Here is a 23,815-nt window from a genome sequence, read left to right as displayed (position 1 = left end):
TTGTATTTTTCAATACTAAACAATGTGATAACCTGCCATTAACACACTTCATCAAACATTCATCGTAAAAAAAGAAATTGCTCCTGATTATTTTACGATACGCTTGTAAAATAACCATCCCTATTAATTTAAGATGACTGTTACCCAATTTATCAGCACGCACCAGGATGCCGTGCAAATTGCTTTATACGCCTTTATCATAAGCTCATTATGGCTGATGGAAGTTTGCTTTTCGGCAGGCCTTATCTCTGTAAAAAAGCGTTGGCAACATAATAAAACCAATTTGCTGTTTGTTTTTACGGCCCTTCCCATCCAGCTGATGTTAACTACAATTGTTTTATTGATAGTTAGCTGGACCAATGCCCGCCATTGGGGACTGATTAACTACATTCCTGGTCATCAAAATAAATGGATCTATTATATCAGCCTGTTTATGCTGCTTGACCTTTGCGAATACATTTACCATGTGGTGATGCACAAAATTGATCTGCTCTGGAAGTTTCACCTGGTGCATCATAGCGACCAACACGTTGATGTTTCGACCACCGTACGCGAACATCCCGGAGAAACCTGTGTACGTACCGGATTTTTGATGTTATGGGTTTTTATATTGGGCCCTGCGGTTAGTGTTTTGGTGCTGAGGCAAACTTTCCAGTCGGCTTTTAATGTTTTGGCCCATACCGAGTTCAGGCTGCCACAAAAAGTTAACAAGATAGCAGGTTTAATTTTTATAACACCTAACCTGCACCATGTACATCATCACTACCAGCTCCCACACACCGATCGTAACTATGGCGATGTGCTAAGCATCTGGGACAGGCTTTTTGGTACCTTTGGCGAACTGGATGTTAAAGAAACCCGGTTTGGTATTGATACGCACATGAATGAAAAAGTTACCGGCCGGTTTTTAAATATCCTTAAGATCCCTTTTCAGAAACTGGAGCGGCCGGGAAAATAAGTTTCAAAAACAGGGTTTAACTTTTATTCATCATCCTCGCCTCCAAAATCCTCCATCACTCCAAAATACTCCTCCCATTCAGGGTCATCGGTAACAGTAATATTTATGGGTAATTCATCAAAATCGGCTAAGGCATCGTTCAGGCGTTCGCCGGCTATATCAATATTGGTGGTGTACCAGGCCCACCAGCGCTCGTTTTCGCCGGTAAACACAAACGCCAGGATGCTTTGATGATCGGCCTCAAGCATATCAATAAGGGCATCTTCAACCTGTTCCATCAAAACCATTTCTTCGGCGGGCGGCAACAATGATGAATCCGTAGCTTCATAGCTCCAGGTAATATCCATTCTTTGCAGGTAAACCCCGCTTTCAAAAAAGTTGAGCAAATTGGGCCGGTAACGCACCAACAAAGGGATCTCATCATCAGATACAGCTTCAATAGCTACCCAGGTATCATCTAACAGCATAGGTTTAAATTTAGGTGGAAGTTAGGAAAAATTAGCCGAACAAATATTAAAAACGGCAACCCGATCTGATGTCGGGTTGCCGTTAAAACTCTTTAATCAGAATTTGATCTGTTTATTCTACCTCAAACTCTTTTTTCAATTTCAAATCAACGGACGAACTGCCTACCATCACCATAAATTTACCGGGCTCAACGGTCCAGTTCATGTTTTTATCCAGCAGGGCCAGATCATCCGGGTGCAGGGTAAATTGCACGGTTTTCTTTTCGCCCGGGTTTAGGGTGATCCGCTCAAAGCCGCGCAAATCGTATTCGTAAGTGGTAACGCTGCTCACTTCATCTTTTAAATAAAGCTGCACTACTTCATCACCTTTACGCCCACCGGTGTTGGTAACCTCAACACTCACCTGGTACAGACCCTGCGAGTTTTGTTTTTCTGGTGAGATTTGCAGGTTGCTGTACTCAAACGTAGTATAGCTTAGGCCATAGCCATAAGGATAAAGCGCGCCTTTAACGCTGGTTTTACCCCAGCTGTTTTGCCCGCCCTGCTCGGCCTGCGATGCAGGTTTGAAAGGAAAGTTATATTCCAGCTGGCCCAGGGTTTTCGGGAAAGTCATCGGTAACCTTCCGCCCGGGTTATTATCGCCAAACAAGGTTTCGGCAATAACCTGGCCGCTTTGTACGCTCGGGAACCAGGCTTCTAAAATGGCCGGTAAATATTTATTTTCCCAGTTAATGGTAAGCGGCTGTCCGTTTATCATTACCATAACTACGGGCTTGCCTGTTGCCTGCAAAGCCTGGATCAGCTTTAATTGCCTGCCAGGCAGGTTTAAACCGGTACGCGAAAGGCTTTCACCTACCCTATCCACATCCTCGCCCACAACGGCTATAACAACATCTGATTGTTTAGCCGCAGCCACAGCCGAATCAATACCCGCCTGCTCCTGCGCAGTTAGCGGCGTTTCAATAATTTCGCTTTCGGGCCAGGTGGCATCAACCATATCGCAGCCTTTTATGTAGCTAACCTTACCATCGGCACCCATGTAATTTTTAATACCATCAAAAACGGTGGTAACCGGGTTGTGCGACGGGCCATAACGGCTGATAGCATAATTGGTTTCTTTAGCCAGAGGACCTGTTACCAGTACATTAGGATATTTCTTTTTATCCAGCGGCAGCAAATTATTGGCATTTTTAAGCAACACCATCGATTCGCGGTTCATTTTCAGGCTCATCTCCTTATCAGCTTCGGTATGCACAATTTTATCCGCCGCTTTAGGGTCCTTAACATAAGGGCTGTCAAATAAACCCAACCTGAATTTTACTTTCAACACCTCGCTAACACGGGTATCGATAATTTTCATCGAGATGCGGTTTTCTCTTATTAACTCGCGCAGCGGCATAATAAAAGTTTGCGGCATGGTAAAGTTGGTACGCACGTTCAGGCCGGCTTCAACAGCCTGCCTTACAGCTTCTTTATAATCGGCAGCAACGTGGTGTTTCGAGTACAGAAACTCAACCGCCTCGCTATCGCTCACCACATAGCCGTTAAAGCCAAATTGCTGGCGCAAAAGCTGGGTTAAAAAGTAATAGCTGCCGGTGATAGGCACACCATCCCAATCATTATAACTGCTCATTACCCCCATTGGGTGTGCTTCCTGGATCACCCTGCGGAAAGGATATAAATACACCTGGTACATTTCGCGCGGTGCAACATGCGGATCGGTACGGGCGCTGCCATCGCGGCCTCCTTTGGGTACGCTGTAAACGGCGTAGTGTTTAAGGGTTGAGGCAACACCTTCGTCCTGGATGCCGAGCACCATTTGTTTGCCCATTTCGGCAATATGAAAAGGATCTTCACCATAACATTCAACCACGCGGCCCCAGCGCTGGTCGCGGGCCGGATCAAGAATTGGTGCGTAAACGTTGGTGTAACCCAAAGCTTTGGCTTCGCGGCCAACGGTTTTGCCGGCCTGGTAAACTAATTGTTTATCAAAAGTACTGCCTATGCTGATAGGCGCAGGCAATGGTGTTGCACGGTCATGATTAAGGCCGTGAATCCCCTCGTTGGTAAAATCGACAGGGATTCCGAGGCGGGTTTCTTCAACAAACCATTTCTGGATGGTGTTGATGGCCGAGGCGTGTTTGCTGAAGGGGTAGGAATACTGCGTAGGCGCATCGTCGGTATGCGAGGTAAGGTTGTTCAGTTCCTCGTCGATATTGGCAATACCGTCCTTCCATACCTCGTTTTTCCAGTTGGGTATGGGCATTTCATCTTTCAGTACGCGTTTGTAGCCATACAGGGTAGCCATCTGGCAGGTTTTTTCTTCAACGGTCATCTGGCTTACCAAATCGGCTACACGTTTATCGATGTTTTGCGAGGGATCTTCAAAAACGTCCATTTTGCCGTTTTTGTTAAAATCGATCCAGCCTTTGTGGTAAATATTGCTTTGCTGCGCCGACGCCGACAGACCAAAGCTGATACATACGGCCGATGCCACAAACACACGTGGCAGGTGGTATTTATTTCTCATGTGAGGTTGTATTACGGTTGGTGTTTTCAAATATATAGGTTTAGCAGCATCTTGTATAGGTACACTATCCCCGAAGCCGTATATTTTAACTACATCGTTTGAGAAGGATGGGGATAGAGGCAGGACGGCAAGAAGCAGGAAGCAGGAAATCAGGAGGCAGGAAAAAAGATTCAGGAGGTTAGGAATAAAGAAGGCGGAAAAGAAAGATAAAATCTTGTAAACTTTATTTAAATTAGTTTTTAAATGAGCTTAAAACAACCCGTAACCCTAATTTCACAATCATTAGTTCAGGCAGGTTTTTGCATGCCTTTTATGCTGATAACGCTTATAATTTACGGCATCTCGCGCGAGGGTGAAGATTTTGGTGCCGCCGCTATGTACATGCTGTTTGCCATACCGGGTTACGTGGTGGCTTTTGCAAGCTATATTATTTTCAGCATCATCGAGTTTAAAATAAAAAGCCGGTGGCAGCTTGTAAAGCATGCTGTTCCGTTGGTGCTTCTGGCAATAGGGTTGCTGTTTATCCCATCATACAAACCAAACAGCCAGCAAGTGTTTTTTACCATTATCATCAGCATTATACTGTTTGATTTGGGCAAAATGCTTTATCACCGGGTTTTAACAACTTTGTAATATCGGTATCTGAGGGATATCAATCTCTCTTTGTGATTCTTTTACACTTCTGCGCTTGCGCGTGCTTATTCCCCTGCGAGCAACCTATTATACAAACCATAATTCTCATCATCAAAACACACAAAAATCACTTTCTCCACAACTTTATCGAAGGCTAAAAATTCCTTCACGGTTGAGAGGGCAATTTCCGCTGCTTTATCTTTCGGAAAACGATAAATGCCCGTGCTGATGTTAGGAAAAGCAATGGTATGCACCTCATTTTCGGCAGCAAGTTTCAGGCTGTTTAAATAAGCCGAACGAAGCAGTTCCAATTCTTTAGGCTTTCCGCTGTTGTATACCGGCCCAACAGTATGGATCACATATTTTGCCGGCAGATTGCCTGCGGTGGTGATCACAGCTTCGCCTGTTTTACATTTACCCTGGCGGGCCACTATTTTGCGGCAATCCTCCAATATGGCAGGGCCTCCTGCACGGTGGATGGCACCGTCAACGCCGCCGCCACCCATTAATGAGGTATTTGCCGCATTAACTATAGCGTCAGCTTTTATTTTGGTGATATCGCCTTGTATCAATTCGATATTAAGCATGATTACAAACTTTTAAAAAAGAAAACAGGACAGAAGAGGCTTTGGTTCTATTGATCAAAAATAAATCTGTACCATTTTGCGCCAGTAGCGGGCACGGTGCGCTTCTTCGTGCCAGATATAAAGATGATTGGGGATACCCTTGGCCGCAAGTATGGAACAGAGATATTTGTTATCTGCCAAAAAAGCGTCTTCCTCGCCAATTACAATAATTATATCAAGCTTTTTGAGGGCAGTAATAATATCGGGATTGCCAAGGTTGGGCATAAACTGGTTGGGCATGTTAAAATAAACATTCTCATCGCGGTAACCGTCAAGCAAATCGCGAAAACTGCCCATGCTTTGGGTTACATCGTACCGGCCGCTCATGCCTACCACTTTTTTAAATAAATGCGGATGTTTAAATGCGGTTGTAACGGCATGATAAGCCCCCATACTGCACCCGGCCGAAATAAGTGCGGTGCCGGGATTGTTTTTTTTCATGAAAGGAACAACCTCCTGCAATATATACTGCTCGTATTGCAGGTGGCGCTCAATACGGTGATGCGGGTGGCTGTATTCGTTGTAAAAACTTTCGCGATCAATACTGTCAACGCAATAAATCTGCAGGTAGCCGGCTTCTATTTTAGGGCGTAGTGCTTCAATCACCTTCCAGTCTTCATAATCATAAAAACGGGCAGTGCGGGTTGGAAAAAATAAGACGGAGGCACCGGAATGGCCGAAAACCAGCATTTCCATATTGCGTTGCAGGAAGGGACTGAACCACTTGTGGTACTCTCTTTTCATCTTTTAAACCGCCGAAAGATGACAAATGCCTATAAACCCTGTATTAAGTTAATTTGATACTTTGGAGCATTTGCTGTAAAACAGCATTTTTCCACAAAGTGTATCCGGTGCTGCTTAAATGCAGGCCGTCTTTATCATAATAATCCCTAACCGGCCTACCCGAACCATCCATCATCTGGTTAAATATATTTACAAACTGCCAGTTTTTATGGCGGTGTATTATCTCGTTTTCAATAAGGCTATTGGTGTACCTGTATTTATCAACAAGCGGCCAGCGGGCAATGCTGGGCTTTAACGAGATAAAATAACAAGGGATATCGCCAAAAAGCCTGGCAACCTCATCGGTAAGCTGCTTAAAAAAAATAAAGACTTCTTCGGGATTGCGGCCATCACCCAGGTCGTTATCGCCTGCATAAACCACAATAGCCTCGGGCGTATATGAGTGCATAATGCGCTCAAAAAACCAAACACAGGCAGCAAGTGTTGAACCGCCAAAACCGAGATTAACCGGCTGAAAATCGCCAAAATCAGCATCAAGCGTATTCCACAACCTGATAGACGAACTGCCGTAAAAAATTACCCTTGGCACGTAATTAAGTTTTGTTCGCTTAATTTCCAGTTGCTTAACGTCCTCTTCGTACCAGATCATATCAATATTAATGGGCAATTCAATTTCAAAGCGCTAAAGATAACATTATAGGCTTGCAATAAAATCGTTTTAACAAAAGAATGATGTTAAACACATAATATTTTTACGCTTCTTCGGCAGCCTCTTCGCCTTTGGTACCCAGTTCAACTATATCACCTTCTTTAAACAGGATAGCCTGTAATGTGGTGCGCCAAACGGGTTTCCTGCGCAATAAAAACTCCAGGTCCATACCAAAATGTTTAAACTCCTCCTGCTGGGCGTTTTGCATAATGGCTTTTGCCTGTTTATCTTTCTCTACCGAGATCCGCTGCTCGTACCAGTTAATGGCTTCAGCCTCTTCGGTAAGCGAAACAATCATGCGGGCAAAGGTGCGGGTTTCTTCAGATAGCTCGGAAGCGGGTTCGTGGTATTGATCAAATGACATAATGTTTGTTTTTTGAGATACAAGCATTATCGGGTTGATTTTGTTTGAACAACCTGTGGCAAAACCGATAACAATCAACTCTCCCCGGTCAAATTGTTATTTAAAGCTAACCTATCAACCGGCGTCATTACCCGGTGTGCCCCCGTGTAAATATTAAATCGTTCATCGCGCAAAAAACCTATCAGGGTTATATTAAACTCCCCGGCCAGCTGAACGGCCAGGCTGGATGGAGCCCCTACGGCCGCTATTATAGCTATGCCTGACATGGCAGCCTTTTGTATCAGTTCAAAACTGGCCCTGCCGCTTAATACCAGTATGGTTTGCTGTAGTGGCAGCCAGTTATACATCATGGCTGCGCCAATCAGTTTATCCAAAGCGTTGTGCCTGCCTACATCCTCCCGCAGTAAAAGCAACTCTCCAACAGGGGTAAACAATGCCGAGGCATGCAGCCCCCCGGTATCGTCAAAAACACGCTGGTGCCGGCGCAATATATCAGGCAGTTGGTAAAGCAAAGCACTATGCACCACCATTTCATCAGGCTGCCCGGTAAACGAGCTAACCGTACGGATAGCGCTGATAGAGCCTTTGCCGCATACCCCGCAACTGCTGCTGGTGTAAAAATTACGCTCGGTGTTTTGAAGGTGTGGTTCCACCTGTGGTTCAAGGCTCACCAGGATGGTATTTTCCTTATTTTCGGCACAGGCAATAAAACTATGTTTTGCCGATTGGATCTCATCAGCGTTTTTAATAATACCTTCTGTAAATAAAAAGCCGGTTGCCAGTTCTGCATCATGGCCGGGGGTACGCATGGTTACCGAAATATTTTTTACCCGTCGCTGGTCGTCTGCGCCATACTCCAGTTTTATTTCCAGGGGTTCTTCAATGGCAAGCGTATCATCTGTACGGGCGCTTTGCGTACTGCTTACTTTTACAATGGGAGTTTTTATGGTGGATGCAGGCATAAATCAAATATACAACTAAGGTTTGGGGTTTGATTATTTGACCCAGGTTTACGTTGCAAACGTAAACCCATATTAAGCACTCATCACAGATGAGCGCAAGATTAGTGCTATGTCGCGCATTAAATTAAAAACTTACCCGGTTTTTATGATCTAATTTGAATATTTTTGAGATATGAAGATCAACGTACTGGCTTTTGGTGTGGCTAAGGAGATTTTTGGCAGTAGTGAAGTTAGCCTTGAAATGACCAACGATGCAACCATCTCTAACTTACAATACCTGCTGGAGCAGCAATACCCACGCCTGAAACAGCTTTCATCATACATGATAGCTGTAAACAACGAATATGCATTGCCCGGCGATACGATTCATGAACGCGATGAAGTGGCCATTATTCCGCCGGTGAGCGGGGGGTAATTTAGTTTGCAGTTTTTAGTGGGCAGTTTGCAGGCTTAGTTGCAGTGGCAGTTTTTAGTTGCAGTATTACCTATTTTTGACGTTTTTATCGATCTGTAAATACATTAATCAATGTCTATCAGAAATGCTACCGTAGCCGATCATGTTGCTATTTCATCCCTGTTAACGCAATTAGGATATCCGGGTACCGAAGATTTTTTACCGGCTAACCTTGAAAAAATGCTGGGCCAATCACAATCGAGGGTGTTGGTTTATGAAGATGAAGGGATCGTGGCCGGTTTTATCGCTATTGATTTTTTAACGCAACTGGCGGTTAAAGGCGATTTTATACGGATCAGTTGTTTTTCGGTAGATGAGAATATCCGGGGTAAAGGCATAGGCAAGGCTCTGGAAGATTATATTACAGCACTCGGCAAAGAGCGCAATTGCGACCGTATAGAGGTGCATTGCCATTCGCGCCGGGTGGATGCCCACAGGTTTTATTACCGGCAAGGTTATGTTGAATCGCCTAAATACCTGATGAAATCATTACTTGAACAAGCTTAACTTATTTTGTTTTGAATACGCAGATTTTACTATCGGACCAAATGCTTAACATCCAATCGTGTATCGATTGGATCATGTCGCCCGAATCCGGGGGGATAGATGTTTTTATCGGTACTGTGCGTAATGCTACCAAAGGCAAAAAAGTTTTAAAGCTTGATTTTGAAGCTTATGAGCCCATGGCCATCAGCGAGATGAACAAAATTGCCGCCCAGACCTTTGAGCGCTGGCCGGTTCAGAAAATACTCATCCACCACCGTACAGGTTTATTGCAGGTTGGCGAAGTACCTGTGCTGATTGCAGTATCGGCGGCCCATCGTGATGCCGCCTTTGAGGCTTGCCGATATATTATTGATACGCTTAAACAAACCGTGCCCATCTGGAAAAAGGAAAGCTTTGAGGATGGGGATGTTTGGGTGGCCGCGCATCCGTGAGTTAGAGGTTAGAGATTAGTGATTGGAGGTTAGATTTTTTCTGCCGCAGGTTTAGCGGCAGATGATAAACCTGCGGCAGCTTCACAATGACTCAATGACTCAATGACCAATCAACAATCCCTCCCTCTAAAGAAAACACATCAGCTTCGGGAATACGCTTCATAATCAGTTTAACGGCTTCATCGCTTCTTTTGCCTGATGAGCAGTAGAGTACCTTGGTATTGCCGCTGGCGAAATAAGCGAGATATTCTTCCAGTTCGTCGAGCGGAATGTGGGTACCGCCTATGTCAAAAGCATCGCGTTCCTGCAAGGTGCGTACGTCTATCAATTCGAGGGTATCATCATGAAGCATCCGCTCTTTCAAATCGGTAGCATTAATGGTTGGGATAGCGATGGTAGTTTTTAAACGCCTGATGTGTGTTTTAGTAACCGGGCCTATTTTAAAAATGCGACTTTGCATACTTTGTGCATCAAAGATCAGCACTTTACCGGCCAGCAGATCGCCGGTTTTGGTGATGTATTTGATTGCTTCGTTGGCCTGCATGCAGCCGATGATGCCGGCAAGGGTTGGAATCACGCCGCCTTCAGTACAGTTGGGGATCTGGGTTGCATCCACATCCGGGAACAGATCGCGATAATTGGGCGAATTGGTGCCTTTCCCTTTATCTACATTCCATACAGCAACCTGGCCTTCAAACTGGTAAATAGCACCATACACAAGCGGCTTTCCGCTTAAAACGCAGGCATCATTAAGCAGGTAGCGGGTTTCAAAATTATCGGTACCATCCAGCACTATATCATAACCGGCTATAACATCCATCACATTATCCGAAGTTACTTTTTGCGCATGCGGCACCAGTTTAATACCCGGGTTTTGCTGCGCCAGCTTTGCGCATGCTACTTCGGCTTTATTTTTGCCTTCATCGGCCGGGGTGTACAGAATCTGCCTGTGCAGGTTGCTGATAGATACAGAATCGTAATCGGCAATACCCAGTGTACCTATGCCTGTTGAAGCGAGGTATTGTGCGGCCGGGCAACCTAAACCACCTGCACCTACTATCAATACGCGGGCCTGCCCTATCAGTTGTTGCGCTTCGTTGCCAAAGCCCGGAAGGGCTATCTGGCAGTTATATCGTTGTAAATCCTCATTCATTAGTGGTAACTATTTTGGTGTGGATCATTGATTTTACTTTCTCCAATTCTTCAGGTGTATTTACGTTGGTTAAGGCCGCGAAATCGGGGGCGTTAAGCAAAGTAATATCACTGTTGATCAAAACTTTACGAGGGCACGAAAATCCCTGAGCCAAAAACGATAACAGCACCGGGTAGCTTTTAGGTTCCCAAATAGCTATCAACGGCTCGGGAAAATCAGTAACCGGACTATGATAGGCTGTTGCTACCGACGAAATATTACGCCAGGCTACCAGGTTGCGCAAAGTGGCCTCATCCATCAAAGGCAAATCGCAGGCTATTACCAGCCATGCGGCATCAGGTTGCTCCCTAAAAGCAGATAAAATAGCCCCAAATGGCCCCAGCCCGGTAAAAGTATCCTCAATAACAGAATACTCCTGGTCAATTTCCTGCCGCTGGCCGGGCCTGCCCGAAATGTAAACCTCATTACAAAAGTTTTTCAGCATATCGGCCATGTAATAGCGTTGCTGTTTGCCATGCCAGGCTGCAGCGCCTTTATCAAAGCCCATGCGGGTGCTTTTGCCACCTGCAAGCACCAATCCATTTAAAACCGGTTTGGCCTGCTTTAAGGCTTTTTCAAAAAAGGCGATAATATTTTCGCGATCGTCAATTTTCAGTACCGGGATTTGCTGCCAATGTGGGATAGCTTCCTGTATAAAATCAGCTACCTCATTCGCATTATCCGCCAATAAAAACAACTGTACATCGGTTAATTGCTCAAGCCGTTTTTGAAGCGAAGCTGTTTTATTAATATCGATGATCACCACCTGCTTTTTAGCCTGTTGATGGTTGCCATTTACTAAAATCAGATCGGCTGGGGAAAAGTATTGTTTAAGCTGATACAGGTAAACGGGGTTAGGATAGTTAAATTGCTGATGGTTGATCTGATCGGTGTACTCTAACGAAGCACCACTGGCCAATCTCCCCGGTAACGAAGTAAAATCATCATTATGCGATGTATCTACATACGCGCATCTATAAACCGGCGATAGCGCCCTGATCACATCATCGGCCAATAATTTAATCACCGTACACGGCCCGCCTACAATGGCCCACTCATTCCAGCCGAAATTACCGGTTGAAGGTTTAGCCAGTTTGGCATGCTTGCGATGCCCTTTATCTGTTTGGTTATGATCGTTTAAAATCACGTTTACCTCCTGTTTTTGCTATCAGTTTGGTTTCTTTTATCACAATATCATGGCTCATGGCCTTACACATATCATAAATGGTTAGCGCAGCTATTGAAGCGCCCACCAGGGCCTCCATCTCCACACCTGTTTTGGCTGTAATGCTTGCTGTACAATCAACTACTACTTCCTGCTGCTCATTAATTTGAATACTGATATTACAATTATCCAAACCCAGCGGGTGGCAAAGCGGGATCAGGTCGCCGGTTTTTTTGGCAGCCATAATGCCGGCAATAATAGCCGTTTGAAACACAGGCCCTTTTTTTGATTGCAACTCATCGCCCGATAAAAGCTCAAATACTTCGGCAGGCAAAACCACAATGCTGCGCGCCGTGGCGGTGCGTTGCGTAACCTGCTTTTCAGTTACATCAACCATATTTGGGTTGCCTTGTTTGTTTATGTGGGTTAACATTATTTGTGTGATTATACCGATTAGAATGATTACACAGATTATTTTGATTTTACTTGTTTCTTTAGGATTTACCTGATCATCTTCACTGTTATTTTTTACCCCTCCATCCAACAAATAAATCTTCGAGATCATCTTCTTATTCTCGAAATCACCAAAAAAAATCGGTGAAATCATTCTAATCGGTGAAATCAAAAATTAATCAGTGAAATCCCATAAAACAAATACCTCTCCTTTCTTAAACTCGCTCCTCTCCATCGGCAACTCTAAAAAAGCTTCGGTAACGGCTAAATTAGCAAAATCGCCCGAACCATTTCCTTCAACCGGCATGGCTATCAGTTGCGCCTGCTCGTTGCTTTGTAAAGTTACCTGTAAATAGTACTGCAACTCGGGTTTAAAAGTAAAATCACGCCCCAGGGCCGCATACGTTACTTTTTTGGGTGGCAAACCCAATATGGCATTAAGCCAGGTTAAAAAGTAACGGTGCAGGCACATAAATGTTGCTACCGGGTTGCCTGGGAAGGCGAATACCAACGCGCCGTCGTCGCCGTGCCTGCCAAACCAAAACGGTTTGCCCGGCCGTTGGGCTACTTTATGGAATAGCTTTTCTACACACGAGTCTTCTAATGCCTGGGGGATAAAATCAAACTTGCCCATCGAAATGCCGCCGCTCAGCAGCAATACATCATAGTTTTTAAGGCAATGTTGTATTTTTTCTTTGGTGATAGCCGGATCATCGGGAATGTGCAGGATGTCGGCATCTATATTATGTTTTTTTAATACAGCACGTACGGTGTAGCTGTTCGATTTACGGATCTGGTATGGCGATGGGATTTCGTTCACATCAACCAGTTCATCACCCGATGAGATGATCATTACCCTTGGCACTTTTTTTACCAGTAAATGGCTCTTGCCTATCGATGCTGCCAGGCTGATAATAGCCGGACTAACCACCACCCCGGCCCTTGCTACAACATCGCCCTGTTTTTTATCAGCACCCTGCAAATGCAGGTTCTGGCCCTGTTTAATTTCTGCCAAAAGTAATGTTGCCTGGCCTTTCTCAATCTTCACATCCTCGTAACGCACAACCGTATCTGCCGATGCAGGCAATACGGCCCCTGTCATAATCTCGATGCATTCATCGTCCTGCTCTACCTCAACCGGGCCATCACCGGCGGCTTGTGTGGCTGTGATCCGGAATGTATTGAGGCCTTTTTTAATAGCTGAATATTTTAGCGCGATGCCATCCATGGTTACCCGGTTAAAAGGCGGCAGGTCGCGATCTGCTTTTAGGTCTTCGGCCAGGGCGTAACCCAAAGCCTGCTCAAAAGGCAGCAATTGGGTACCAAAATCCCTTAATTGTGAAAGCACCAGTTTTTCTACTTCGGCAACGGTTGTCATTTTTATTATATTAGACTGCCAGCTACCCACCTATGGTAGCCATCGATTCGTGTATGCCTGTTTTTGCTATTCTTGCACGCTCGGCCTCCCGGCCGTCTTTTGGCCGGTGTTTAAAGGCATCCCGTAATATATTTTGCAATTTATCATCTTCTGTACCCGCTCTAAGCAAGTCTCTCACATTAAGTACCCCATCATCATATAAACAGGTTTTTAACTGCCCTTGAGGGGTGATGCGGATACGGTTACAGGTACCACAAAATGTGCGGGAGTAGGCTGCGATGATACCTATGCTACCTTTATGGCCCGGAATATGGTAGTTATAAGCGGTTGAATTGGCCGGATCATCCAGCTTTTTAATTTGCGGGTATTTTGCCTTGATCTCATCTAAAATTCGCACATAATCCCAATGCAGGCCATCGTAAACATGACCATCACCGTTAAAGGGCATTTCTTCAATAAACCTTACACTTACCGGTAAATTTTTTGTTAGCTCAACCAATGGCAATATATCCTGCGTGTTTTTACCGTCCATTACCACCGCGTTTATCTTTACCTCCATATCATGATGCAACATGGCTTCCATAGCTGCTATCACGTTGCTAAACTCATCCCGGCGGGTTATAGTAAAAAAGCGGTTGGCATCCAAAGTATCCAAACTGAGGTTTACCGAGCGGACACCTATTTTTTTTAATTCGGGAACATAGGGGGCTGTTAACACACCATTGGTGGTGATATTCAATTCATTCAAACCATCAAGCCCTGCAATTGCGGTAAGCAGCTGCATAATATCCTTACGCACAAAAGGCTCGCCGCCGGTAATACGGATTTTTCCGATACCCATATTTACCATTACCCGGCAAACGCGAAGCATTTCTTCGTAGCTCATCAACTCGGCACGTGATAACCAATCGAGCCCCTCTTCGGGCATGCAGTAAAAGCAACGCAGGTTGCATTTATCTGTCACCGCGAGGCGCAGATAGGTTATTGGTCGGCCGTGGTTATCAAATAGCAAAATAGTTTCCTTTACCCTGTAAATTTAATCAATAAACGCGGGTTGTTTATTAAAGTTTATATACAGCAAAGTAAATGTAAGCGTTACCAGCGCAGATTGTGTTAATGAAATGTAGTTTTTCAAAGCAATAGCAGCGGTTTTGAATATGACATTTAAACTAATAGATAATTTACAAAAACTATCATTTTATAAAACAATACTTACAAGTATCAAAAAATCAATTTGTTATCGATCAACGCATGTAACTATAACTTTAATTAAGCACTTACCGTAATAAGGCATAGATCTGCAAACTGAAGCTATAAACGGGGAGCCCCCTGAACCCGGATTAAAAGAAAATTGAACAAAAAACGTTTGCAGCATTGTGCCATGCCGGGCATTGATACAAACGGCAGCACATCGGCCTAATTAAACAGTTTTTAAATGACAGGGATCGTTATTTTAGCCGCGGGGGCATCAAGCCGCTTCGGTTCGCCAAAGCAAAACCTTATTTACCAGGGCCAAACCCTGTTACAGCGCGCCGTTCAAACCGCATTAACCTGTCTGCATTGCCAAAAAGTAATTGTGGTACTGGGCGCTAATGAAGGCGTGATCCGCCCCAATATATCCGACCAAACAGTGCATATTACCTATAATACCGACTGGCAGGAAGGTATGGCCTCGTCAATACGCCTTGGTGTAGCCGAAATGCTGCGACTGGAGCCCAAGGTAACATCAATTATTTTAATGCTTTGCGATCAGCCTTTTGTTGATCCTTTTTTATTATCACAGTTAACTGATAAAAGCGAACATAGCGATTGCGGCATCATAGCCAGCAGCTACCGCGATGTAGTGGGTGCCCCTGCCTTGTTTGATGAAAGATATTTCCCCGAATTGCTCCGGTTAAAAGGCCAGGAGGGTGCAAAAAAAATCATCGAGGCGCACCCCGATGATATTTTGACTATTCCTTTCCCCTTAGGGGCTATTGATATCGACACAACCGAAGACCTGGAACGACTGAACCAGGCCGGTTAATTTAGTTAGGCCGAAGCTACCAGTTTGTTCACGCTGCGGTAAACAAACTCGGTAAAAATATGCCTGCGTGCAAAACGCCCCGGCGAATCGGCATTAACCAATTTTACATAAACGGCCCTTGGCACGTCGAAGTATTCATACACATTGCCGTCCAGAAACTCAACTTTCAATACCTGTTGCTTGTATTCAAAATCGGCAATATTTGATTGCGTGGTGGTTGCTGTGTATTCGGCTAAAGTTTGGGCACGGGTTTCGGGGGCGATGCTTACCAAAAAATGGTAGGCTTCAATAATGGTTTTGCTTTTTTCTTCGGCTTCAACCCGGCCCTCGTCCTGAAACCTGTCGGGGTGCCAGGTTTTCATCAGGCTTTTGTATACTGACCTTAATTCGCTTAATTCTGCTGTTTCGGTTACGCCTAAGAGTTTCCTGTAGTCGACAATTTTTTTCATGCTGATTTTGGGGTTATTTCCGTTGAAAGGCAATGGTGTAAATGATAAAATATTGACTTTTAGAAAATAACGGCGCAAAGGTACGCTTTTTAAGCGAGGAAAAATTGAGAGATTTAATTATGGTTTTGTTAAGGGATTGTGAGGAGAAGTGCTTCAATTTATGATTGTTATAAAAGGCGTTATTGAGTAAGCAAAGGCCCCTCCGCTGCCGCAAGCGTCCTCGCTTGTGGACCGCGTTTAGATCTACAATTTGACAAACAGCATTGTACAGCTCAATATGATAACCACAAGCGAGGCGTCCACGCTTGCGGTAGCTCTGCCGCGTTTAATACTACCCACGCACGCCATAACGCTTATCCAATTCCTTCATAACCACATCATCAAGCCTTTGCTTTAAAAGCCCGCGTATTTCTAAATAAATATCGCGGCTCACCCAAAGGTGCATACCCTGTAGCGTTTCTGCCCTATCTCCTAAATGCTCATAGAAACTCACTGCTGCCGCGTTCCATAAATCTTTTGATTTTTGGGTGAAGCACCAGGCTGCAAACTCATAACACCGCCTAAGCTGTGTTGCATCGTTATTTTTATGCGCATTAACAGTAGCCGGCAGCAATTCCATAAAAACGCCGTAAATGGAAGTTGATGGATCTTCAAACTCTTTTCTTAATTCGGGCAAACATGCTATCGCTCTTTTTCGCCAGGCGCTCATTCAACTAACTTTCCTGAAATAAATAGACTCCGGCAAGCCGCCAAATACATATTTGGTAACATCACACAACCACATTTGCTGATTTAGCGTTACGCCATTATATTCATCCAAAAGGTAAATACCGCCTCCTACATGCTCAGCATAATCTTCAATCAGTTTAAGCGTGCTACTTCCATCAAAAAGCGTTTCTGAAAGCATCAACTCTACAACATCGCTGCCTTCTCCTACATAATCGAGCATAATATCTGCCCCTTCAACCATCTCCAGGTCGGCTTTTACTCCCGGCCAATCGGGTAGGTCGATGTACCAGCGGCCTGTTTCCTTCACAAATTTGTAGGTATTAATATCGGTTGTCATAACACGAATATAAAACAAAAAGTCCCACCGTTAAGCAGGACTTTTACGTATATCTAAATAAACTAAAGCTTATTTCACTACCGAAAACTTATACAACGATTGTGTTTTATAAGTATCGCCCGGTTTCAACTCGGTTGATGGAAATTGTGGTTGATTTGGCGAATCAGGAAAATGCTGCGTTTCCATAGCGAACGAGGTACGGTATTCATCTTTAATACCACGCTTCATCACGTTTTTAGCCTGCATAAAGTTGCCGCTGTAAAACTGTAAGCCCGGTTCTTCAGTAAATACTTCCATTTTAATACCGCTTTTGTCGCCAATAACGGTAGCAACAGGCGTAGTCATATCATGCTTGTTCAGCACAAAGTTATGATCGTAACCTTTACCGTCTTTCAACTGTACGTTATCCTCGTTAATGCGTTTCCCAATTGATTCAGGCTTAGTAAAATCAAAGGGTGTACCTGCAACTTTTTCGATTTTGCCCGTAGGGATCAAACCGGCATCAACAGGTAAATAGCCATCGGCATTAATTTGCACCAGGTGATCTAATATGGTACCGCTGCCTTCGCCGTTCAGGTTAAAAAAGGCGTGATTAGTTAAATTAACAACAGTTTTTTTATCAGTTGTAGCCTCGTACTCGCATTTAAATGTGTTATCATCGGTAAGGCTGTAAGTTACCTTAACGTTCAGGTTGCCGGGAAAACCTTCTTCCATATCTTTTGAAAGATAGGTAAGTTCCACAGTTGATGAATCAATCAATTTGCCATCCCATACCACTTCCTGGAAGCCGTGTTTACCACCATGCAGCGTGTTTGGCGTGTTGTTGATTGACGATTGATAATCCTTGCCATCTATTTTAAAGTGTCCTTTAGCAATGCGGTTACCGTAGCGGCCAATGGTAGCGCCATAATAACGCTCGGTTGATTTTTCAAAACCTTCCACATCATCAAAACCCAAAACAACATCGGTAAGTTTTCCGTTTTTATCGGGCACCAACAGGCTTACCACGCGGCCACCATAGTTGGTAACGGTAAGGATAGCGCCGTTTTTGTTTTTAAGGGTGAACAAATGCGTTTGTTTTCCATCGATTGTTTTTTCGAATGCCGATGCAGTAGTTGTGGTGCTATCCGCCATAGTAGTGTTTTTCTGTGAGGTTGAATTTTGATTACAAGCTGCCAAATATAGGCTACATGCCGGTAAAAGTGCTAACGAAATGCCTTTAAATAAATTTCTCATAAATGGCTTGGTTATAGTTTGGTTTAAAAATAGTGTTTTTTCATTATCACCTCGCTTTGTAGTGTACCTCGCTTAAACCCCTTAACTTTTCGGCAGCAAATTCGGCAGTGATATCGCGCTGCGGATTGGCCAGCATTTCATAGCCTACCATGAATTTTTTTACCGTTGCCGAACGCAGCAATGGCGGATAAAAATGCATGTGCCAGTGCCAGTAAGGATGATCGCCCGAGTTAACCGGCGACTGGTGCATACCGGCCGAATAAGGGAACGAGGTTTCGAACATGTTATCGTACCTGATGGTCAATCTTCTGATGGCATCGGCCAAAGCTACTTTTTCCTCATCAGTAAAATACAGGATGCTTGTAACATGTCGTTTACTAACAATCATGGTTTCGTATGGCCACACGGCCCAAAATGGCACCAATACAGCAAAATGTTCGTTTTCAAAAACTACGCGGTCTTGTTTTTTTAGTTCAAGCGCCAGGTAATCGGCCAGCAGGCTGGTGCCTTTTTGCTCGAAATGAAGCTTTTGTTGCTGGGTTTCTTTAGCCACTTCAACAGGCAGGCTATTTTGAGCCCAGATCTGGCCGTGTGGGTGCGGATTGCTACAGCCCATGATATCACCTTTGTTTTCAAAAATCTGGATATGTTTAATCCATGGGTATGAGGCCAGATCCTGAAACTCGGTTTGCCATACGTCAACCACTTTGGCAATCTCTTCTGTAGTCATTTGAGGCAGGGTAAGATCATGCCTTGGGGAAAAGCTGATAACACGGCAAATACCTTTTTGGCTGTTGGCTACCAGTAATTCATCTTCGTTTAAACCGCCGTCGGGGGTGTTTAATAACAATGACGAATAATCGTTGGTGAATACAAAACTGCCTTTGTAATCGGGGTTTTCGCTGCCGTCGGCACGTTTGTTGGTTGGGCAAAGGTAGCAGGCTGGATCGTATTGCGGGCGGTCATCGGCTTGTGTAGCCTCAACTTTGCCTTGCCACGGGCGTTTGGTACGGTGGGGGGATACAAGGATCCAATCGCCGGTTAAAATATTTAAACGGCTGTGCGGGTGCTCTTTTAAGTCGAAGTTTGTTTCCATTAGTTTTTAAAATCAGGTAATAATTGGCTAATACATGTAAGGTAGACAGTTATACCTTAGCGATTTCAAAGGTGGTAAAAATAAATGTAAACCTTACATTTAAAATAGAGTTTTTGAAATAAATAGAAATGGTAGAAAGATTGAGAGGATTTGTGGAAGAAAACTTAGCCTGGCGTAGTGGAGTAAGGCAGGTGAAAGCGTTGACGTATATCAATAGGACCGTCATTGTGAGGAACGAAGCAATAGCACACAGGCAGAGGAGCTATGCAAGACGCTCTGTAGAGTTCGCGATTGCTTCGTTCCTCGCAATGACGATGCTGTTCATTTTTTAGAGAAACCGATTATAGAAGTTTTTTAATTAAAACCCCAAACCTCCCAGCTCCACCACTGCCGAATCGCAGATGTAAGTTGGCACAATGCCGGTAGACGTTATACGGTTTTCGGCATCCTTGGCCTGCGTGTTGCCGGATAGTACCAGCACGGTATCCAAACCGAATTTATTACCACCCAAAATATCGGTTTGCAGCGTATCCCCTACCATTACAATATCTTTTTTGCTGATAGGCCTGCGCTCGCGCAGCAAATCATAGGCGAACATAAACATCTGCGAATCTGGTTTGCCGAAGCGGATAAAGGCTTTGCCTACAATTTTTTCTATCATGCTGGCCAGGCCGCCAATGGCTATCGATACATCCTGCTTGGTTACGGGATAGGCCTGATCGGTATTGGCTACAATGGCGGGAATGGTGCGTTTCCGCATCAGGTTAACGGTTTTGTTGAGGTCGCGCTCCCATTCAAAACCCTCGTCATCCAAAAACACCAGGGCGTTAACGCTATCTATGTTACTTGCATTTACCTCGCTGATGGGCAGAGTGTGCAAACCCGAGCTGTCTATATAATGCGCGGAATCCGGCGTACCAAGGTAAGCTACGATGCCGTCATTCACCTTTAAATCAAGGTACTCTTTGGTAAGCATACCTGACGAGATAATCCTATCGGGCGTTATGGCGGTTAAACCTTTACTGGTATATGATTCGGCCAGTTGCACCGGGCTGCGCGAGGCATCGTTGGTTACTATGTAGTACTCCTTGCCCTGCTCCTGCAAATACGCGAAAGTGTTTTCGATACCCGGCAACAAACCGCCATAATTTTTTAAAACTCCGAAAGCATCAAAAAAAACAACTTCATATTTATCAATAATGGATTTAAAGTTGTCTATTCGGGTCATATACTTTCGGATATTTTGAGGGTTAGCAGATAAATGGCCCGAAAGATAGCTAACCTATTTTAATTTTAAAGCCTCGATAATTTTTTCGGCATCAAAATCCCTGTCTACCGATGGTAAATACACATCAAATGCTTCGGCTTGTAGTTTTTTGGCGTATTGTTCACTAAAAAAGTGCTTGCCATCTTTAATTACATAATTCAGGATAAAAAAGCGGTAAGCTTCTTTCAAAAACCTGATCTCGTCGGCCGTTAAGGGGTTTACTTTGTGATATTCTTTCAAAAACAGGATGAAACGGTCTTCCATCATGGTGTTGATCACGTAGCTGAATACGGTACGGTCGCCCACGTCAGATACTACGCGGCTGAAGAAATAAAAATCGAGCAGGCGATAACTCATCCTGAACCAATCGTAATCCCAGCGCGAGTACAATTCCAGGTCGGGCGTTACCGAGAAGTTGCCGATGTTCCAGTCAATAAATACCGGGATAATCTCGAACGAGCTCATGTTGTATTTAGAGCGGTTTTTCAGGAAAGTTTCGCAATGATATTTCAAAAAGTCGGCCTGCATGCCGCTACCAAATTGCTTCGGATCAGCCTCCAACTGCTGTAATAATGCAGAAATATCTGTACGTAAGGTTTTTGACGATTTTGGTAGTACGTTTTTAACCCTCGAACAGGCCTTATGAAATTTCCCCACCTGCTGGCCAAGCTTTTTGATATGCTTTTCTTCCAGTCGGCGTGGTAAACGCTCTAAAATACGGGTGGGGTTATAAAATACCACCCAGGCATCCGTTTTCCCCTGCTTATGATGATAAATATAAACCCGGTTATTTTTTTGCAGCGAACGGGCCAAAAAGTTTTCGAACGGATAAAGCAGGTTAATGGCCAGCGTTTGTATAATGCGGTGGTCCTCTTTAAAATTTTCAAATTTGCCAAAGTACGATAGTTTGGCTATGATAATATCGTCATCGTCGAACGTAATGCGGTACACGTGATTGGTTGATACCATCGCGCTGATCTCTTCAATGTCGCGGATGGTTTTCGACGCGTCATACCCCTCCCAGGCCTTGCGGATAATAAAAGAATAGTCCATTTGTATAATTCTGCCGGCAAAGTTACGCCAATGGCAGCTTCGGTTTATAATGAGGGTACAAATATATAATATTTTCTGAACCGGGATTTGGGGGGATTTCTGGGATTAATAGGATTTCGATTTGCAAGCTGTTTTATGATTTGAATTTCTTGTTTGTTAATCGTTTAACTGTTAACGATTTGCTTCCGAAATTTATTAACAATCCTACTTCTACGTTATAGGCTTCGAGATAATTTAAGGCTTGTGCCAAATGCACATCTTCAAGTAATGTAATAGCTTTTAGTTCAACCATAATTATTCCCGCCACAAAGAAATCCACTCTTCTTGTACCGATCTGCAAATTACGATAATAAATTGGCATCTCCTTTTCACGCTCGAAAATAAGATCGTTCAAAGCCATCTCAATTTCTAACGCTTTCTGATAAATAACTTCCTGAAATCCATTGCCGAGCGTGGCATGAACATGCATGGCACAGCCAATAATTTTGCCTGTTATATCAGTATGTTTAAGCTGATCCATTTATAAATAAGAATAAGGTTTAGAACAATTATTAACAAAACACCAGGCAAAAATCTTATTAATCCCAAAAATCCCCCCAAATCCCGGTTCAGATTATCTCAAAATACCTCTTCAACTCCCAATCAGTAACACTTTTAGCAAACTGCCTGTATTCCCACAACCTGGTTTGCGTAAAATGCTCAACAAAGCCCTCGCCAAACAACTCTTTGGCCAAGTCTGATTGCTGCATAGCGGTAGCGGCGGCATGCAGATTCGGCCATAGTACACCGTTGCGCTTATCCTGGTAGCCATTACCTTCGGTAGGCTCAATATTTAGTTCAAGTTTATTTTTAATACCATATAGGCCGGAAGCAAGCGCCGCAGCCATGGCCAGGTAAGGGTTAGTATCCGAGCCGGGGATACGTGTTTCCAGGCGGGTGTAGTTCTCGGTAGTATTAATAATACGGATGGCCGTGGTGCGGTTTTCTACGCCCCAGGTAATGGTGGTTGGTGCCCATGCTCCCTCAACAAGGCGTTTATAACTATTAATGGTTGGCGCATACATCGGCAGCAAATGTGGCATACAATACAACTGTCCGGCAAGGTATTGCTTATGCAGCTCGCTCATTTTATTTACCTCACTGGCATCGTAAAACAGGTTTTTAGATTGATCCTTAGTCCACAGGCTTTGATGAATATGACCTGAGCAGCCCGGCAGCGTTTCGGTCCATTTGGCCATAAATGATGCCATAATGCCGTGTTTATAGGCTATTTCCTTAACGGCCGTTTTAAACAATACCGCTTTATCCGCGGCAGCTAAAACCTCATCATGCAGTATGGCAGCTTCATATACCCCCGGGCCGGTTTCGGTATGCAAACCTTCCATAGGAACGTTAAACTTAGTAAGCAGGTTAAACAGATCGTAATAAAAATCACTATTCTCTGATGTGCGCAGTATTGAATAGCCAAACATCCCCGGTGTAAGTGGCTCAATATTGGTAAACTTTTTATCGGCCAGGCTTTGCGGGGTTTCCTTAAAATTGAACCATTCAAACTCCTGTGCAAACTCGGCATGAAAGCCCATTTCGTTACACTGCGCCTGGATATGCTTTAATAAACTACGCGGACAAGCCGGCAAATCATTGCCATCGGGCTTACTGAAGTCGGCTAAAAAAAATGGGATATCATCCTGCCATGGCACATTGCGGAGGGTTGACAGATCAATACGGCACAATTTATCCGGGTAACCGCTTTGCCAACCGGTAAGCGCGACATTATCATAGCAAACATCGCTGCTATCCCAGCCAAAAACCACATCGCAAAAACCGTATCCACTTTGCAAACCATCCAAAAACTTTTTAGGATGAATTACTTTTCCGCGCAAAATGCCATCAATATCGGCAAAGGCGAATTTGATTTTCTGGATGTTGTTTTGTTCGATATATGCTTTGATCTGCTCTGCGTTCATGGTGTAAAATTATGTCCGGTTAAGGTTGGGCAAGATAGTTATTATGGCTTAAACTATAAAAATTAAGCCCCCATGCGTTTAA

Annotated in this window: 27 protein-coding genes; 6 read left to right on the top strand and 21 right to left on the bottom strand. The window is 44.2% G+C overall.

Translation table 11 applies throughout. The features are described 5' to 3' along the window. Positions 1–133: 133 nt before the first annotated feature. Positions 134–958 carry a sterol desaturase family protein gene (locus tag HYN43_RS04950; protein WP_119408393.1) on the top strand — a complete coding sequence of 275 codons (825 nt, stop codon included), beginning with the start codon at positions 134–136 and terminating at the stop codon, positions 956–958. Between the two features lie 23 nt (positions 959–981). Here the strand turns inward: HYN43_RS04950 and HYN43_RS04945 are convergent, their stop codons facing one another. Together HYN43_RS04945 and HYN43_RS04940 are read right to left on the bottom strand one after the other, a co-directional pair. Further along, complete coding sequence (locus HYN43_RS04945; protein ID WP_119408392.1) at positions 982–1,425, bottom strand: DUF695 domain-containing protein; 444 nt, start codon at positions 1,423–1,425, stop codon at positions 982–984. A 112-nt stretch (positions 1,426–1,537) separates the two neighbouring features. Further along, positions 1,538–3,955, bottom strand: coding sequence for a glycoside hydrolase family 3 N-terminal domain-containing protein (locus HYN43_RS04940; protein WP_119408391.1), 2,418 nt, complete (start codon positions 3,953–3,955; stop codon positions 1,538–1,540). 243 nt (positions 3,956–4,198) lie between these two features. Between HYN43_RS04940 and HYN43_RS04935 the strand changes: the two genes are divergently transcribed. Beyond that, complete coding sequence (locus HYN43_RS04935) at positions 4,199–4,588, top strand: hypothetical protein (protein ID WP_119408390.1); 390 nt, start codon at positions 4,199–4,201, stop codon at positions 4,586–4,588. A 65-nt stretch (positions 4,589–4,653) separates the two neighbouring features. On the opposite strand, the gene HYN43_RS04930 is transcribed toward HYN43_RS04935, so the two are convergent. The 5 genes from HYN43_RS04930 to fdhD all read right to left on the bottom strand — a co-directional run bounded on the left by HYN43_RS04930 (position 4,654) and on the right by fdhD (position 7,993). Beyond that, the gene (locus HYN43_RS04930; RefSeq protein ID WP_119408389.1) at positions 4,654–5,175 is read right to left on the bottom strand and encodes an O-acetyl-ADP-ribose deacetylase; all 522 of its coding nucleotides are present in this window, start codon (positions 5,173–5,175) and stop codon (positions 4,654–4,656) included. Positions 5,176–5,229: 54 nt separating this feature from the next. Continuing rightward, a complete protein-coding gene (locus HYN43_RS04925) occupies positions 5,230–5,958 on the bottom strand; it encodes an esterase family protein (RefSeq protein ID WP_119408388.1) in 729 nt (242 codons plus the stop codon). 43 nt (positions 5,959–6,001) lie between these two features. Next, a complete protein-coding gene (locus HYN43_RS04920; RefSeq protein WP_119408387.1) occupies positions 6,002–6,607 on the bottom strand; it encodes a GDSL-type esterase/lipase family protein in 606 nt (201 codons plus the stop codon). Positions 6,608–6,710: 103 nt separating this feature from the next. Continuing rightward, complete coding sequence (locus tag HYN43_RS04915; protein WP_119409262.1) at positions 6,711–7,031, bottom strand: ferritin family protein; 321 nt, start codon at positions 7,029–7,031, stop codon at positions 6,711–6,713. 74 nt (positions 7,032–7,105) lie between these two features. Beyond that, on the bottom strand, positions 7,106–7,993 hold the full coding sequence (fdhD, locus tag HYN43_RS04910; RefSeq protein WP_119408386.1) for a formate dehydrogenase accessory sulfurtransferase FdhD: 888 nt from the start codon (positions 7,991–7,993) through the stop codon (positions 7,106–7,108). A gap of 172 nt (positions 7,994–8,165) precedes the next feature. On the opposite strand from fdhD, the gene HYN43_RS04905 reads away from it, so the two are divergent. The 3 genes from HYN43_RS04905 to HYN43_RS04895 all read left to right on the top strand — a co-directional run bounded on the left by HYN43_RS04905 (position 8,166) and on the right by HYN43_RS04895 (position 9,385). Then, a complete protein-coding gene (locus tag HYN43_RS04905) occupies positions 8,166–8,408 on the top strand; it encodes a MoaD/ThiS family protein (protein WP_119408385.1) in 243 nt (80 codons plus the stop codon). Between the two features lie 111 nt (positions 8,409–8,519). Then, the gene (locus HYN43_RS04900; RefSeq protein ID WP_119408384.1) at positions 8,520–8,954 is read left to right on the top strand and encodes a GNAT family N-acetyltransferase; all 435 of its coding nucleotides are present in this window, start codon (positions 8,520–8,522) and stop codon (positions 8,952–8,954) included. 41 nt (positions 8,955–8,995) lie between these two features. Continuing rightward, a complete protein-coding gene (locus HYN43_RS04895) occupies positions 8,996–9,385 on the top strand; it encodes a molybdenum cofactor biosynthesis protein MoaE (protein ID WP_119408383.1) in 390 nt (129 codons plus the stop codon). A 91-nt stretch (positions 9,386–9,476) separates the two neighbouring features. Here the strand turns inward: HYN43_RS04895 and HYN43_RS04890 are convergent, their stop codons facing one another. From HYN43_RS04890 to moaA, 5 genes are all read right to left on the bottom strand, one after another. After that, on the bottom strand, positions 9,477–10,538 hold the full coding sequence (locus HYN43_RS04890; protein ID WP_119408382.1) for a HesA/MoeB/ThiF family protein: 1,062 nt from the start codon (positions 10,536–10,538) through the stop codon (positions 9,477–9,479). Continuing rightward, positions 10,531–11,724, bottom strand: a complete 1,194-nt coding sequence (locus tag HYN43_RS04885) for an NTP transferase domain-containing protein (protein ID WP_205589873.1) — start codon at positions 11,722–11,724, stop codon at positions 10,531–10,533. The genes HYN43_RS04890 and HYN43_RS04885 overlap by 8 nt, the downstream gene beginning before the upstream one ends. Then, entirely contained in the window at positions 11,705–12,175 is a 471-nt protein-coding gene (moaC, locus tag HYN43_RS04880) for a cyclic pyranopterin monophosphate synthase MoaC (RefSeq protein ID WP_119409260.1), read from the bottom strand. Before moaC ends, HYN43_RS04885 begins: the two co-directional genes overlap by 20 nt. Positions 12,176–12,370: 195 nt before the next feature. Further along, complete coding sequence (locus tag HYN43_RS04875; RefSeq protein WP_205589872.1) at positions 12,371–13,573, bottom strand: molybdopterin molybdotransferase MoeA; 1,203 nt, start codon at positions 13,571–13,573, stop codon at positions 12,371–12,373. Positions 13,574–13,595: 22 nt separating this feature from the next. Further along, positions 13,596–14,585 carry a GTP 3',8-cyclase MoaA gene (gene moaA, locus HYN43_RS04870; protein ID WP_119408381.1) on the bottom strand — a complete coding sequence of 330 codons (990 nt, stop codon included), beginning with the start codon at positions 14,583–14,585 and terminating at the stop codon, positions 13,596–13,598. A gap of 423 nt (positions 14,586–15,008) precedes the next feature. Here moaA and HYN43_RS04865 point away from each other — a divergent pair, with 423 nt between their 5' ends. Continuing rightward, a complete protein-coding gene (locus HYN43_RS04865) occupies positions 15,009–15,599 on the top strand; it encodes a nucleotidyltransferase family protein (RefSeq protein ID WP_119408380.1) in 591 nt (196 codons plus the stop codon). Positions 15,600–15,604: 5 nt separating this feature from the next. On the opposite strand, the gene HYN43_RS04860 is transcribed toward HYN43_RS04865, so the two are convergent. From HYN43_RS04860 to HYN43_RS04815, 9 genes are all read right to left on the bottom strand, one after another. Then, positions 15,605–16,048, bottom strand: coding sequence for a KTSC domain-containing protein (locus tag HYN43_RS04860; protein ID WP_119409258.1), 444 nt, complete (start codon positions 16,046–16,048; stop codon positions 15,605–15,607). A 331-nt stretch (positions 16,049–16,379) separates the two neighbouring features. After that, the gene (locus tag HYN43_RS04855) at positions 16,380–16,757 is read right to left on the bottom strand and encodes a DUF7674 family protein (RefSeq protein ID WP_119408379.1); all 378 of its coding nucleotides are present in this window, start codon (positions 16,755–16,757) and stop codon (positions 16,380–16,382) included. After that, on the bottom strand, positions 16,758–17,114 hold the full coding sequence (locus HYN43_RS04850; RefSeq protein ID WP_119408378.1) for a DUF6717 family protein: 357 nt from the start codon (positions 17,112–17,114) through the stop codon (positions 16,758–16,760). 69 nt (positions 17,115–17,183) lie between these two features. Further along, the gene (locus HYN43_RS04845) at positions 17,184–18,248 is read right to left on the bottom strand and encodes an aldose epimerase family protein (protein ID WP_245447158.1); all 1,065 of its coding nucleotides are present in this window, start codon (positions 18,246–18,248) and stop codon (positions 17,184–17,186) included. A 148-nt stretch (positions 18,249–18,396) separates the two neighbouring features. After that, positions 18,397–19,446 carry a UDP-glucose--hexose-1-phosphate uridylyltransferase gene (locus tag HYN43_RS04840; RefSeq protein ID WP_119408376.1) on the bottom strand — a complete coding sequence of 350 codons (1,050 nt, stop codon included), beginning with the start codon at positions 19,444–19,446 and terminating at the stop codon, positions 18,397–18,399. A gap of 358 nt (positions 19,447–19,804) precedes the next feature. Next, positions 19,805–20,674, bottom strand: coding sequence for an HAD-IIA family hydrolase (locus HYN43_RS04830; protein ID WP_119408374.1), 870 nt, complete (start codon positions 20,672–20,674; stop codon positions 19,805–19,807). Between the two features lie 54 nt (positions 20,675–20,728). Further along, positions 20,729–21,766, bottom strand: a complete 1,038-nt coding sequence (locus HYN43_RS04825; RefSeq protein WP_205589871.1) for a hypothetical protein — start codon at positions 21,764–21,766, stop codon at positions 20,729–20,731. 133 nt (positions 21,767–21,899) lie between these two features. Further along, positions 21,900–22,286: a GxxExxY protein gene (locus HYN43_RS04820; RefSeq protein ID WP_119408372.1), complete on the bottom strand. Its 387-nt coding sequence runs from the start codon at positions 22,284–22,286 to the stop codon at positions 21,900–21,902. Between the two features lie 88 nt (positions 22,287–22,374). Continuing rightward, the gene (locus HYN43_RS04815; protein WP_119408371.1) at positions 22,375–23,733 is read right to left on the bottom strand and encodes a glutamine synthetase family protein; all 1,359 of its coding nucleotides are present in this window, start codon (positions 23,731–23,733) and stop codon (positions 22,375–22,377) included. Positions 23,734–23,815 lie beyond the last annotated feature (82 nt).

Origin of the sequence: Mucilaginibacter celer, assembly GCF_003576455.2 — a bacterium.
Lineage (GTDB): Bacteria > Bacteroidota > Bacteroidia > Sphingobacteriales > Sphingobacteriaceae > Mucilaginibacter > Mucilaginibacter celer.
The sequence above is the reverse complement of the archived record's forward strand: the minus strand, read 5'-3'. Positions and strand labels throughout refer to the sequence as shown.